This is a genomic window from Streptosporangium sp. CA-135522, assembly GCF_050949235.1.
Classification (GTDB): Bacteria; Actinomycetota; Actinomycetes; order Streptosporangiales; family Streptosporangiaceae; genus Streptosporangium.
On the sequence record NZ_CP192027.1, the window covers coordinates 26,528 to 39,836 of the forward strand.

Below are 13,309 nucleotides of genomic sequence, written 5' to 3' on the forward strand. Positions count from 1 at the left end.
GGAACGCTCATGTCAGATCCACATCCACCGCCAGAGGCGTTCTCCGACGACGCCTACTTGAGAACGCTCGGCTACGAGGAGCGCTTCGACCGCCGCGTCAGTCTCTGGTCGAACTTCGCTCTCGGGTTCCTCTACCTCTCTCCCCTGGTCGGAATCATCGCCCTGTTCGCCCAGGGGCTGACGACGGCGGGACCACCGGTCGTGTGGTGGATCATCATCGCCGCGGGCGGACAGTTCCTCGTCTCGCTGGTGTTCGGCGAAGTCGTGTCCCAGTACCCGATCGCGGGCGGGCTCTACCAGTGGGCCCGGCGGCTCTGGAGCGGTCCGTACGCCTGGATGCTCTCGTGGATCTACATCTCCGGCGTCATCATCGGCATCACGACGACCGCCATCTTCAGCGCGGACTTCGTCCAGGCACTGCTGCACGGCAACGCCACGGACCCGGGAACGGCGTCGACGCCGGGCGAGAAGTTCGTCATCGCGATCGTCGTCACGGTGATCGGACTGCTGCTCAACACCACGGGGAGCAAGACACTGGCCCGGATCGCCAAGGTGGGCCTCGCGGCCGAACTCTCCGGGATCATCGTGGTCGGGCTCTACCTGCTGGTCTTCGAGCGACACAACTCCGTGTCGGTCTTCTTCGATACGATGGGAACCGGGGGCACCGGCGGCTACGCCTCGCCCTTCCTCGCCTCCGCGCTGGTCGGGCTCCTGCTCTTCTACGGCTTCGAAGCGTGCGGAGAGGTCGCGGAGGAGACGCCGAATCCGGGACGTGCGATTCCCCGCTCCATGCAGATGACCGTCCTGATCGGGGGTGCGGCGGCGCTGTTCGCCTTCGCCGGGTACGTCCTGGCCGCCCCCGACCTCCAAGGCATCGTCAACGGTGAGATCACCAACCCGATCCCGGTCATCCTGCAGAGCACGCTCGGAACGGTGGGCACCAAGATCTTCCTGGTCGTGGCCCTGACCTCGTTCCTGGCCTGCGTCATGGGCCAGCAGGCGGCGGCGAGCCGGCTCATCTTTTCCTTCGCACGCGACGACATGTTCCCCCGCAGCACCTGGTTCTCGAAGATCTCCACCCGGACGCACGTCCCCGTCAACGCGCTCATCGCCGCGAACGTGCTGCCTATACTGCTCTACGTATTCATCTATTATCTGCCCGACTCGCTGTTTCGCATCGCCTCCTTCCAGATGCTCGCTGGATACTTCGCCTTCCAGATGGTCGTTTTCGCTTCGCTGCGCGCTCGGCGGAAGGGCTGGCGTCCGGCAGGCAGGTTCTCCCTCGGCAGGGGAGGCTGGCCAGTGTCGATCGCCGCACTCGCATACGGCATCTTCGCCATGGTGATGCTCGCCAAACCGTCCGGTGACGCTAACCTCGCGTTCTACGACCGCTGGATCTCACTCATCGGGTTCCTGATCGTGGCCGCCACCGGACTCATCTATCTGCTGGTCGCGAAGCCATTCCGCAGGTCGAGCGCTCCAGAGGGAGACGCCGTCGAAATGGCCGAGCGGTTGCGGGCCTCCCATCTGGCCGCAGAACCCACAGAAAGAAAGGACGAGTCATGGCTGAGCTGACCGGCGGACAGATCGTGGCCCAAGCCCTCAAGGAATACGGCGTCAAATACGTCGCAGGCATCCCGGGCCACGGCATCTGGTCACTGACGGACGCCTTCCTGGAGGAGGGCTCCGAGATCCCCTTCATCCAGGTGTTCCACGAGCAGAGCGCCGTGCACATGGCAGACGGCTACTACCGGGTCACCGGCCAGCCGATGGCCGCCGTGACGTCCATCGGTGCCGGTGCCAGCAACACGGTGATCGGCATGGCGACGGCCTACACCGACTCCACGAGCACCATCCTGATCACTGGAGGGCCGCCGACCCATATGCGTGGCCATGGCCTCCTTCAGGAGCTGGAGCGTTTCACGGCGAACGACTTCCCGAAGATCGCCGAGGCCGTGTCCAAGCGGCACTGGGTGGCCCAGCGCGTAGACGAACTGCCGTTCATCATGCAGCGGCTCTTCAGCGCGATGAAGACGGGACGGCCGGGCCCGGTCCATCTGGAGATCCCCATGGACGTCCAGGCCGAGAGCGCGGACGTGGAGATCCACGCGCTGGAGGAGCGGCTCCCGGTCGGGGTCGCCTACCCGGACCCGGCTGCGATCGCCGCCGCGGTGAAGGTGCTGTCCGCGGCGGAGCGGCCGGTCATGGTGGTCGGTGGCGGCGCCATCACCGGCGAAGCGTCCGGGGAGATCCTGCGGCTCGCCGAAAAGTGCCGCATCCCGGTCGTCACCACGTGGAACGGCAAGAGTGCCTTCCCCGAGGACCACGGTCTGTTCGCCGGCAGCGTCGGCCAGACCGGAACGCCCGTCGGCAACCGCATCGCCTCCACCGCCGATGTCGTCATCGCCGTGGGCTGTCGCTTCACCGACTGGTCCGCTTCGAGCTACGCGAAAGGCGTGACCTTCTCGATCCCGGACTCCAAGCTGATCCACATCGATGTCGACCCGCAGGAGATCGGCAAGAACTATCCCGCCACTGTGGGCATCGTCGCGGACGCCCGGGTGACGGTGGGGCAGATCGCGGACGCGCTGCCCGCCGGTAGCCCGGACCGCTCCTCCTACGAGGCCGAACTCGCCGAGAGGAAGGGGGAGTGGGAGGCGCTGCTGTCCGAGCGCCGCGATTCCGACCGCTTCCCCTTCACCTCCCAGCGCCCCTTGGGCGCCCTCCGCAAGGTCCTGCCACGGGACGCCATCATCGTCGCCGGTTCCGGTAACACCCAGGGCGCGGTGAAGCAGACGTTTCCCGTCTACGAGCCGCGCACGCATCTCACCTCGGGAGGCTTCTCGTCCATGGGGTGGGCCGTGCCCGCCGCCATCGGCGCGAAGCTGGGCGCCCCCGATCGGACGGTGGTCTGCGTTCTCGGCGACGGCGACTTCCTGATGACGGCGCAGGAGATCGGCCTGTGCGTGACGAACGACATCTCGGTCGTGTTCGTGGTGCAGAACAACTCGGGCTTCATGTCGATCCGGGGTGGTCAGCGCAAGCAGACCAACCGGCACATCGGTACGGAGTTCAACCGCCCCGACGGCACGCCCTACAGCCCGGACTACAAGGCCCTCGGCGAGGCGTTCGGGCTGACCTCCTTCCGGGTCGAAAGTGACGCAGAGCTGGAGGAGACCCTGCGGAAGGCGGTCGCACTCAACGCGCCGGTGCTGGTGGAGGTGCCCACGTCGCGCGACGCCGCGGGCCCCTGGGTGCCGGGCTGGTGGGACTTCCCCATCCCGGAGTATGTCGAGGAAGGCCAGGACGAGTATCGCGCGTACCGTCAGAACGAGCAGCACCTCTGAGCGCGCCGGATACTACGGGGAGTCGTGTGCCTTGACCAGATCTGGGGTGAGCGGCAGGCATCGCCGCGTAGGTCATAGCTGCCATTGTCATGAGTACGCCCGAGGCGTGGCTGGTCGGCTCACGCGTACGTGATGCCGCCGGTCGCCGTGGCGGGTGCCGATTCGTTCGCCACCACAACGTCAGCCACGCCAGCGGATTCGGCGGGGGTGCGGCAGGTGATCTCGTCGTCTCATGGAGCACGGTGATGAGGGTCGCGGGGTCATTCAGGGGTGCCGGTAGCAATGGAGAAACTTTCAACGGATATGCAGGTCGGAGCCCCCATAGGCCTGCAGGAAGGCGACGAACAGATGCTGGCCACCCTGGCCCGGGACGACCGCATAACTTATCCCGATATCGCCAAGGTAGCCGGCTGGTCGGAGATGACGGCCAAACGCAGACTGGCGCAGCTGCGCCGACGCGGCGCGCTGTTCTTCGACGTGGCCATCGATCCCCTGCTACTGGGGCTCGAGACGCTCGCCGTATTCTGGCTGGCCGTCGATCCGGCCCAGGTGCGCCGGACGGCCGAGGCGATCGCCGCGCATCTCGAGGTCACCTTCACCGCGGCCACCACCGGCCCGACCAACTTGCTGGTCTTCGTCGCCTGCCGCGACGTGGACGCCCCGTACGACTTCCTCGAACGCGGAATAGGAAACCTACCGGGGATCCGCCAACTGGAGAGCACACCGCTCATCCGTAACAGCAAGCGTGCCGGTGCGGCCCAGCACCCGGTCCATAAGCCAGAACGCCGCGTCCCTCGCCGTGCTCCGCCCGCGACGAGCAGACCAATGACCCCGCAGGGGTGAGCTGGTGCGGAATGCGCAACAACGGCATCGGTCGGCGCCGCCGGGCAGGTCTGGTGGGCGGGCGAGAGGGGGCGTGGGCGCCGAGGCTCCGGCCAGGCGCAGGACTCGCCGAAACCAGACCTCAAGGCTCGCCAGGGCGGGTAGGGCGGATGGCGGATCCATGGGCTGGCTCTACTTGCGGTCTGTCCGGCGGCGTCGCAGGCGCGGTGTCTGCGCCTCTGCTCGCGTAAGGCTCGACTCCGGACGATGGACGGGGTTCACCATCCGGAGTCAGAGCAATATGCATAGTAATCATTGGTTGACCATGTGGCGCAGATTGTGAGCATCGCCATGATCAAGGCTTTCCTTCCCGCGCTGGCGTTCCTCGTCGCGGCGCTGATCATACTGGTGCTGTTGTCTCGTCCGCGGCAACCACGCTGACCGTCGGATGGGCCGTAGCGGATTTAGCGGCCGACGGTAGCCCTGAGCGTCATCGACCGTGCGCCGACGCTCTCGTCGTGTCCAGCCGATGATCGAGTCCGGCGGCCCACAGCAGCCGCTGGACCGCAGGGCCGAGGCCGGACAGGGTCAGGGTGCCGCCCGACTGCTGCAGGCGCTGTTTGGCGCCAATGAGCACGCCCAGCCCGGAGCAGTCCATGAACGGTACCCGCGTCAGGTCCGCCTCGACCCAGCGGGCACCCGCTATGAGGGCTTGGTCCAGCATGGCTTCCAGCAGGTCCGCCGTGGCCAGGTCGATCTCGCCGCGCACGTGCACCACGGTGTGGTGCTTCTCGATGTCCACACTGACGGCCAGGTCCGGCATTGCCGTCTTCAGGATGGATCGACCTCCCAGGGCGGGATCGGCCACCTCACCGGAGGTGCCCGAAACCGGGTCCTCCCTGGCAGGGCAGCACGCCCCAGTGCCCGCTGTCACCCCTCGGAGCGCTAAACCTGCGCCATTTTTCTGCCTGGGCCGGCAGCGAGCGCCGCTGCCCCAGAGAGGCGGTGCGGACACACCTCTCCGGGGCCAACGGCCGGGTCGGTGACCCGGTCCAGGCCGAGCCCCGTCTTGACTGTCCCGCCAAGAGGCCCGGCCCTTTGCGCGGACTGAGGTCGTCCCCCCGAATCGGTGCCCAGTCAGTGAGGAAGACGCCTCACGGGCCCCTGATCGTTGCTCGATGGGGAAGATTTTAAGGCGTCAGGCAACCCGGGCACCGGCAAGCGTTCCCGGCGGGTAACGTCCGGCGACAGGGTCACGCCCAACGGGGCATTCATCCTCATGGGTAATCGGCCCGGGGCGGAGCCTAGATCGGGTGGCGATCCATGCCCAGCACCGCGACCTCACGCTGGGGGTACATCTATCAGGACGTAGGTCACCGAGATGCCCTTGTGGTCCCAGACGTACATATCGCCGGTCATGGTAAGTCGGCGGCCGTTGCTCGGCGTCAGTCGAAGCACCTCGTAGATCTCCAACAGGGTGTCGATCTCCGGATCGGACAAGGCATCGAGCTGGGCTTCAGCGACCGGGCTGCCCATCCTGATGGCATACACCTACAGGTGTGCTCCCCGCCGGGCCAGGACCTCGGCCAGTGACGGGCCCGCAGGCCGCCGGCCGGATCGGATCTGCTCGGCCTCGGCGGGCATGCGCTGCCAGTCGTCCGGGTCATCGGCCGCCCGCACCGCGATGTGCCACCAGCCGGTGAGGAAGTCGTCCAGGGCGGCTAGATCCACCACGTCCGCGTGGGTGATCGCTGCGAGCTCGGCGTCGAACGCGATCACGTTGACGGCGGGCAGCGCCGCCCGTACTGCGGTGAAGGTTCGCTCGATCGCCGGGCTGGGGCCCGCGTGAGGCTGGGCGGTCATGGTGGCGGCTCCTTCCGGTACTCCTGGCGGTCTACCGAGCGGGGCTGACGTGGTCGTAAGACAAGTCCCGCGCACGGATGGGCCGATGACGCGGCCGCCGCCGTGGTGGGTCAACCACTCCGTCGCCTGACCCACCACGGTGCCATTGTAGGCTCGGCGAATAGGCCACCGATCGGCGGGCGTTCTTCTCGGCGAGGGACTCAATGGACAACGCGTGCTCGACGCCGGGCGTGCACGAGGCGCTGGCGACGATCGCTGCGGCGGCGCGGGCCCTCCGCTGTGGGTCCTGCGCCAATCCATGACTCGCCGCCAGAACCGTTCGGCCTGGTCCTGGGTGATCCCGCACCGCTGGTTGTTGACGCCTCCCATCTCCTCCACGTTGAAGCCGATGGTGTGCGGCCCCAGCTCGGCGAGGAAGCCCAGGAGGGGTTCGGGCTGCTCGATGCCTTCGGCCCCGACGGCGATCGGGAGAAGCGGATGCCGTGATCGTGGAGGCGGCGGATGTTGCGCACGATCCGGTCGAAGGCAGGCCGGCCGCGGAGATCCACCCGCCGGGCGTTCAAGGCCGCGGGGCCGTCGATGCTGACGCCGACGCGGACCTGGTAGCGGGCGAGCAGGTCGCACCACTCATCGTCGATGAGGGTGGCGTTGGTCTGCACGCTGTGCTGGATCCAGCCGGCCACCGTGGGAGAGCTGTCGGCCCAGCGGCCATAAGTGGTGATGGCCGGCATGGGCGCGTCGGCTTTGGCGGCGAAGGTGGCGCCGCCGACGCGTAGCCCGTGGGCGGTGTAGGTCTCCGGCGGTCCAGCCCGGCCAGGCGGCGGCGTTTTTACGATGAGGTTGATGGTCTGACCGCTGAGATGCTGGCGGCCGCCACGACCCGCGCTCTGGATGCCGCCGTCGGTGCCGCCGTGGCGGCCGGTCAGGCGCAGCAGAGCGCTGGAGGTGACGCCGTGTTCGGCCAGTACGGCCAGCCAGGTTTGCAAGAGGGGCGGCCCGGGGGCTGCGCCCATTTGAAACCGCAGGTCAGAAAGTGGGGCCGGGAGCCCGAGGGAGGTTTCGGCGACCGACTGTCGTGCGGCACGTGGGACCGGATTGGCACCCAAACCGAGGCCAGGTTACTGACCTGTGGAGAGACGGTTGCGGGGACCGGAAAGAACCAAGTTCTTTCCGGTCGGTGGCCGGGTGCGGTTCGCCCGTATCGTATTCCGGGGCCGCGTGTGTAGGGCGGGCCGAAACGAAAAGGGGCGTCGCGACCAAAGTCGCGACGCCCTCCCGGCCACTCGGCTGCTACGCGAGCATGCTCGGGAACCGTTCCCAGACGCGGTGACGGGCCAGCAGCCCGGTCACCTCCTCAAGGACGGCGGCCGCCGCATCGCCGGACACCACGCCCGGCGACCCGGTCGGGATCGCCGCAGTGGCGAACGCGTCCTGCGCGTCGCCCCAGCCGCCGATCGGCTTGGCGTGTCGATACGCCTCGCCGAGCAGCAGCGCGATCCGCGGGTCGATCGGGCCGCTCGCCCCCGCCTTGGCGTCGCGGGCGCCCTGGGCGTCGGCGTCGGGTGCCGGAGCGCCGGCGACGAGGATCGCGTCGAACTCCACCGAACGGGCCGTCGCGAAGGTGCGCTGCACGGTCACGGGCTCGCCCGCCCCGGGCAGGACGCCGCCGGTCGGCGCGATTACTAGCGGCACCATGCCGCCGTCCAGCACCGCCTGCCGCACCGTCCGTACGGCGTCGAGATCGGGACCGGCCACGATGCCGATGATCCGGCCCGTCGTCGGCCAGGTCTCGCCCACCTGTGACAGCGCGGGACTGGGCTCCGAGTCGCCTTCGGACGTGTCGTCGGGCGCGGGCAGACCGAGCCCGGCGGCGACCTCCTGGCACAGCACCGGGTCGATTCGGGCCAGCACCAGGAGCTGCCGCTCCTTGATCGCCTGCTCGTACACCTTGCTCAGTTCGAACGTGTACGCGGCGATCACATGCTCCTGCTCCACTGGCGACAGGCTCAGCCAGAACAACCGCGCCTGGCTGAAGTGGTCGTTGAAGGAGGCAGGCGCGAGCCGTCCGCGCGGCCCCGCTTCCACGGGGAAGGGCATCTCGACGTAGCCGTCGGGCGCGTGGAACGGGCAGCCGCCGTCGAGCGAGTTCGGCCGGTACGGCGCCGCCCCGGCGTGCACGGCGGTCTGGTGCATGCCATCGCGCAGCATGTCGTTGACCGGGGCGTGCGGCCGGTTGATCGGCAGCTGGTCGAAGTTCGGCCCGCCGAGCCGGCTGATCTGCGTGTCCAGGTAGGAGAACAGGCGCCCCGCCATCAGCGGGTCGTCGGTGACGTCGATGCCCGGCACCAGGTGGCCGACGTGGAAGGCGACCTGCTCGGTCTCGGTGAAGTAGTTGACCGGGTTGGCGTTGAGCGTCATCAGCCCGATTGGCTGCACCGGCGCCAGTTCCTCCGGCACGATCTTCGTCGGGTCGAGCAGATCGATGCCCTCGTACGTCTGGTTCCCGGAGTCGGGGAAGGTCTGCACGCCCAGTTCCCACTCGGGGAAGCCGCCCGCCTCGATAGAGTCGGCCAGGTCGCGCCGGTGGAAGTCGGGGTCGACGCCGGCCAGGAGCTGCGCCTCCTCCCACACCAGCGAGTGCACGCCCGCCTTCGGCTTCCAGTGGAACTTCACCAGGACCGTGCCGCCGTCCTTAGCGACTAAGCGGAAGGTGTGAACGCCGAAGCCCTCCATCATCCGGTACGAGCGCGGGATGCCGCGGTCGGACATGTTCCAGATCGTGTGGTGAGTCGCCTCGGTGTGCAGGGAGACGAAGTCCCAGAACGTGTCGTGCGCGCTTTGGGCCTGCGGGATCTCCCGGTCCGGGTGCGGCTTGCCCGCGTGGATGATGTCCGGGAACTTGATCGCATCCTGGATGAAGAAGACCGGGATGTTGTTGCCGACCAGGTCGAAGACGCCTTCGGAGGTGTAGAACTTCGTTGCGAAGCCCCGCGTGTCGCGGACGGTGTCGGCCGAGCCGCGCGAGCCCAGCACGGTGGAGAAGCGCACGAACACCGGCGTTTCGGCGTCCTTGGCCAGGAACGCGGCCTTGCTGAGGTTGGCGGCGGTGCCGTACGCCCGGAAGACGCCGTGCGCGGCGGCGCCGCGGGCGTGCACGACCCGCTCCGGAATGCGCTCGTGGTCGAAGTGCGTGATCTTCTCACGCAGGTGATGGTCGCGCAGCAGGGTCGGCCCGCGCGGCCCCGCCTTGAGCGAGTGGTCGGTGTCGGGCAGGCGCGTGCCGGTGGCCGTGGTCAGGAACTGCCCGCCCTGGGCGCGAGCCTCGGCCGTCTCGCCGGACGGCTGCCCCGTAGGCGTGAACGGGTCGGGCCCGTGCTGGTCGGGCTTGGGCGGCAGCGGACCGCGTGGCTTCACGGGTTCGGCGAGACTCGGCGGCTCGACGCCGGGTCGCCCCGGGATCTCTCCTTGCGGGCCGCGGTCGGCCACCGCGTCGATCACCTTGTCGACGGCCTTGGCCACTGGGTTGGTCTCTTCCGGCATGTGAATCGTCCCCCTATGTACCAGCGGCACTAGTCGCTGAGCGCGTCGATCAGTTCGTCCTTGGTCATCGAGCTGTAGCCCGCCACACCCTTCTCCTTCGCCTGCTCCAGCAGTTCCTGCTTGGTACGCCCGACGGGCTTGGGCGGGGTCGCCAGCTCGTCGGCCTTGGCCTGACTGAAGACGCGGCCCAGCTTGACGAGCTTGTCGGCCGGGATGGCCTTGGCCATGGCCGGGAGGATCTCGTTCTCCTCCTCCTCGACGTGGTGGCCGACGGCCTTGACCATCTCCTCCAGGACACTGAGGAACTGCGGCTCGTCAGGGTTGGCGTCCATCAGCTTGGCCAGCAGTTCCTCGGCCTCGTGATGCTCCTCGACGCCGTGGTGGACCTCCTCGCGCTCCGACGGGTTGGCCCTGGCCAGCTCGGGGTAGACCTTCGCCTCTTCGGCGCGGGCGTGCGCGACGAATTTGGCGGCCAGCTCGGCCACCAGCGCGGGACGGTTCTGCGGCTGCTCCTTGAGCTTTTCGAAGATCATCTCGACGTCGCGGTGGTCCACCATGATGAGATCAATTACGGTTTGCGTCATTTCCCCTCCTGATTGTGACTTGTGAGGTGCTACCCGACGCAGAGAGACACATGCGGCGCCGGCACGCTTACGCGAACCGATCGTCCGGACACGACGTCCGTCCTCGCCCTTCTCGCGGGCGGCTATGACCGGCGACGCATGGCGCTGTCCGCCGGGGGTAACTCGGCGCCCATGACATCGACTACCTCAGCCCGTCTGGCGGGCCTCGTCCTTGGTCTGGGCCTCGGCGGGTTCGTGGATGGAATCGTCTTGCATCAGCTCCTCGGCTGGCACCACATGCTCAGCGGCTGGTATCCGGACGACGAGCACGTCAACATGATCGGAGACGGCCTGTTTCACCTGCTCTGCCTGGCGCTCGTCGTCACCGGCGTCGTCCTGCTCGCCCGCGCGGCTCCTGTCCCCGGCCGGGCACTGGCCGGATGGACCGTCGCCGGATGGGGCGCCTTCAACTTCGTCGAAGGACTCCTCGACCACCAGATCCTCGGCGTGCATCATGTGAAGCACGGCTCCGGCCAGCTCGCTTACGATCTGGCCTTCCTCGCGTCGGGGCTACTGCTGATGGCGGTGGGGTACACGCTGGCGCGCGCGCCCGCGCGGTCGCGCGACGTGGGTGGCGCATAGGACGGCCGTAGCCGACAAGGCGGCCGTGTCCTGCGCACCGTGAAACGTTGTTCAGCACCGTGAGTTTCTTCTTGAAAAGAAGAATTCGCCAAACCGGGCTATCTTCAGTAGAGCTTTCCGGTAAATGGAACGCGCTTTCTCGAAATTCAGCGAAGCTGGATACCAATGAGGCAGGTGTCGTCGTCGGTATCGGAGCTGCTGTGGGTGAGCAGGTGGTTGAGCCGTTGCTCGAGGGTGGCGGCGGGGCTTTTCGCGAGAGAAAGAAGCTGTCGCTGGGAGTACTGGAGGGTACGATCTCTGCGTTCGATCAGCCCGTCGGTGTACAGCAGCAAGACGTCGTCTCTTTGTAGCTGAAGCTGTCCCTCCTCGTAGTCCGTCTCGGCAATGGCCCCGAGCAGGACACCGTCGATGAGCGGCAGCTCGGCGGCCTGATCCTGGCGGACCAAGATGGGCGGCAGGTGCCCGGCCCGGGCCCAGCGCAGGATTTGGGTGTGCGGGTCGTAAATGCCGCAGACCGCGGTCGCGGTGACATGGTCGGTCAGGTGATGGGCGACGAGGTTGAGCCAGGACAGAAGCTGGGCGGGGCCCGCGCCGGTGGCGGCCAGGCCGCGTAGTGCGTTACGCAAGACGACCATGCCGGTGGCCGCCTCAATACCGTGGCCGGCGACATCGCCCACCGACAACAGGATCTGCTTGGAGGGCAGGATAACGGTGTCGTACCAGTCGCCTCCTACCAAGTGATCTTTTTCGGCAGGGCGGTAGCGGACGGCGATGTTCAGGCCGAAGGCGTCGATGGGATCTCGGGTGGGCGGCATGATGGCTTGCTGCAGTTGCAGGGCCAGCCGGTTGCGTTCGGCGGCGTGCTGCTCGCTATGGGCGAGTTGGTCGCGGGTGGCGGCCAAAGCGACCTCGGTCCAGTGCTGAGCGGAGATGTCTTGGTAGGCGCCGCGGATGGCGAGCAGGCGGGCGTTGGCATCGAGGACGGGTTCGGCGACGACACGGATGTGACGGGCGATTCCGTCGGGGCGTTGCAGGCGAAAAGCAGTGGAGGCGGGGCGGCGATGATGGTGCAGGGTACGCAGGAAGCGGCCAATGGCGACGGCATCGTCGGGGTGGGCGTGCTCGGGCAGCTGCTGCAAGGGAATCGGCGTAGCGGTAGGCGGTAGCCCGTGGAGGGTGAACAACTGGCCGTTCCAGGTGATCTCTCCGGTTGCGGTGTTTTCCTCGAAACCTCCGATCCGGCCTAGGCGCTGGGCGTGCTGCAACAGGTTCGCTAGCCGAGCTGCCTCGTCCTGGACACGCCAGATGAGCAGCACGCTGTCGCCGTGGCGGCTGATGCTGATATCGGCCACGATGGTCAGCGGCACTTGGTCGACCAAAGTGGTGAGGACCATCCGCTCGGTGCGGAAGGGTTCGCCGGTGGCGTGGACGTGTTCGATCTTTTCAAACAGGCCGCTTTCTCCGATGGCCATCGGATAGGTCTCCAGCAGGAGTCCTCCGATGACGGCGTTTCGGGGGCGGCCGGCGGGATCGATGAAGTGGCTGTTGATGTGGTGAATACGGAAGTCGACGAGTCGGCCGTCGGGGTCAAGGTGGGCTCGCAACACCAGCGCAGAGTCGTGCAGACCGTCGACGAGTTCTACCAATTCTGCGCCGTCTCGGCTGCTGCCTTGCCGGGTGAGCGCCGAGCCGGAGAGCGCTGTCAGACGGGTCTCCAGGGTGTGGGCGCACAGTTCGGCCAAAGCTTCGATTTGGCGCTGTATCTGCGGGGGTTGTGGCGCCAGGGGGTGCGGCCAGCCGATCTCCAGGACGCCGAGGATACGGCCTCCGGTGCCCGCAGGCACGGTGACTCGGCCTCCGCTGGGAGACTGCTTGTGGCCGATGGAGGGCAGATTCATCTGCGACAGGTTCGTGAACCACACCGCCTGCCGCTCGACCAGCGCCCGGCGGGCGGGCGTCGCCACGCCTGGCGGCACATAATGCCATCGCTCAGCCTCCTCGGGAGTGAAGCCCGCAAATCCCGCCAGCGTAAGGGAAGCGTCGGGTCCTGCGGCCCATACCGCGACCATCGTGGCGCCGAGCGGGACGAGCGCGTGTTCCAGCAAAGAGTCGGCGACCGCCTGGGTGTCGTTTGCGGCTAGCACACCGCTTTCGGTGGTGCGCAGCCGTACCGCCATGGAGGTGCCGCCGAGAGCGCCTTCTTGCGCGGTGGCCGAGACCAGGAACGCGTTGGCGGCTTCGGTCAGCCGGTCCTGGGCCGTCTGGTTGACGATGTCAGCGGCCAGTTCCAACTGCGACAACCCAGCTTGTTCGGCGAGTGCGGTGAGCTGCCGGGCGGCTTGAGCCGGAGTGCATCGCAGCCGCTCCACCAAGATTCCTTTGGCCAGCCCAATGAGGGCGCGGCCGTCGGCGGCGGCGTGGGCTTGGCGCACCTCCAGGCGCAGTCGTTCCACGGTGGCAGCCAGCCGCCCAGGGCCGATACCGGTATCGGGCGACTGCTGAGGGTCATGCACGTGCTGCTCCCTTGGTGGT

General features: G+C 67.6%; 11 protein-coding genes. 4 read left to right on the forward strand and 7 right to left on the reverse strand.

Annotated elements, in window-relative coordinates; genetic code table 11:
* The first annotated feature begins 9 nt into the window (after positions 1 to 9).
* From ACQPYK_RS48445 to ACQPYK_RS48455, 3 genes are all read left to right on the forward strand, one after another.
* A complete protein-coding gene (locus ACQPYK_RS48445; protein WP_433259557.1) occupies positions 10 to 1,575 on the forward strand; it encodes an APC family permease in 1,566 nt (521 codons plus the stop codon).
* The gene (locus ACQPYK_RS48450; RefSeq protein WP_433259559.1) at positions 1,563 to 3,347 is read left to right on the forward strand and encodes a thiamine pyrophosphate-binding protein; all 1,785 of its coding nucleotides are present in this window, start codon (positions 1,563 to 1,565) and stop codon (positions 3,345 to 3,347) included. Before ACQPYK_RS48445 ends, ACQPYK_RS48450 begins: the two co-directional genes overlap by 13 nt.
* A 348-nt stretch (positions 3,348 to 3,695) precedes the next feature.
* The gene (locus tag ACQPYK_RS48455) at positions 3,696 to 4,190 is read left to right on the forward strand and encodes an Lrp/AsnC family transcriptional regulator (protein WP_433259561.1); all 495 of its coding nucleotides are present in this window, start codon (positions 3,696 to 3,698) and stop codon (positions 4,188 to 4,190) included.
* Between the two features lie 469 nt (positions 4,191 to 4,659).
* Here the strand turns inward: ACQPYK_RS48455 and ACQPYK_RS48460 are convergent, their stop codons facing one another.
* The 6 genes from ACQPYK_RS48460 to ACQPYK_RS48485 form a co-directional block, all read right to left on the reverse strand.
* Positions 4,660 to 4,992 (reverse strand): STAS domain-containing protein, encoded by a 333-nt coding sequence (locus ACQPYK_RS48460; protein WP_433259563.1) that lies wholly within the window; start codon positions 4,990 to 4,992, stop codon positions 4,660 to 4,662.
* A gap of 518 nt (positions 4,993 to 5,510) precedes the next feature.
* The gene (locus ACQPYK_RS48465; RefSeq protein WP_433259565.1) at positions 5,511 to 5,705 is read right to left on the reverse strand and encodes a hypothetical protein; all 195 of its coding nucleotides are present in this window, start codon (positions 5,703 to 5,705) and stop codon (positions 5,511 to 5,513) included.
* Between the two features lie 15 nt (positions 5,706 to 5,720).
* Positions 5,721 to 6,032, reverse strand: a complete 312-nt coding sequence (locus ACQPYK_RS48470; protein ID WP_433259566.1) for a DUF6247 family protein — start codon at positions 6,030 to 6,032, stop codon at positions 5,721 to 5,723.
* Positions 6,033 to 6,232: 200 nt separating this feature from the next.
* Positions 6,233 to 7,045: a radical SAM protein gene (locus ACQPYK_RS48475; RefSeq protein WP_433259568.1), complete on the reverse strand. Its 813-nt coding sequence runs from the start codon at positions 7,043 to 7,045 to the stop codon at positions 6,233 to 6,235.
* A 277-nt stretch (positions 7,046 to 7,322) separates the two neighbouring features.
* Positions 7,323 to 9,572, reverse strand: coding sequence for a catalase (locus tag ACQPYK_RS48480; RefSeq protein WP_433259570.1), 2,250 nt, complete (start codon positions 9,570 to 9,572; stop codon positions 7,323 to 7,325).
* Between the two features lie 29 nt (positions 9,573 to 9,601).
* Positions 9,602 to 10,156 carry a hemerythrin domain-containing protein gene (locus ACQPYK_RS48485; RefSeq protein ID WP_433259572.1) on the reverse strand — a complete coding sequence of 185 codons (555 nt, stop codon included), beginning with the start codon at positions 10,154 to 10,156 and terminating at the stop codon, positions 9,602 to 9,604.
* 171 nt (positions 10,157 to 10,327) lie between these two features.
* Between ACQPYK_RS48485 and ACQPYK_RS48490 the strand changes: the two genes are divergently transcribed.
* Complete coding sequence (locus tag ACQPYK_RS48490; protein WP_433259573.1) at positions 10,328 to 10,777, forward strand: DUF2243 domain-containing protein; 450 nt, start codon at positions 10,328 to 10,330, stop codon at positions 10,775 to 10,777.
* Positions 10,778 to 10,923: 146 nt separating this feature from the next.
* On the opposite strand, the gene ACQPYK_RS48495 is transcribed toward ACQPYK_RS48490, so the two are convergent.
* Entirely contained in the window at positions 10,924 to 13,290 is a 2,367-nt protein-coding gene (locus tag ACQPYK_RS48495) for a SpoIIE family protein phosphatase (RefSeq protein ID WP_433259575.1), read from the reverse strand.
* Positions 13,291 to 13,309: the final 19 nt, after the last annotated feature.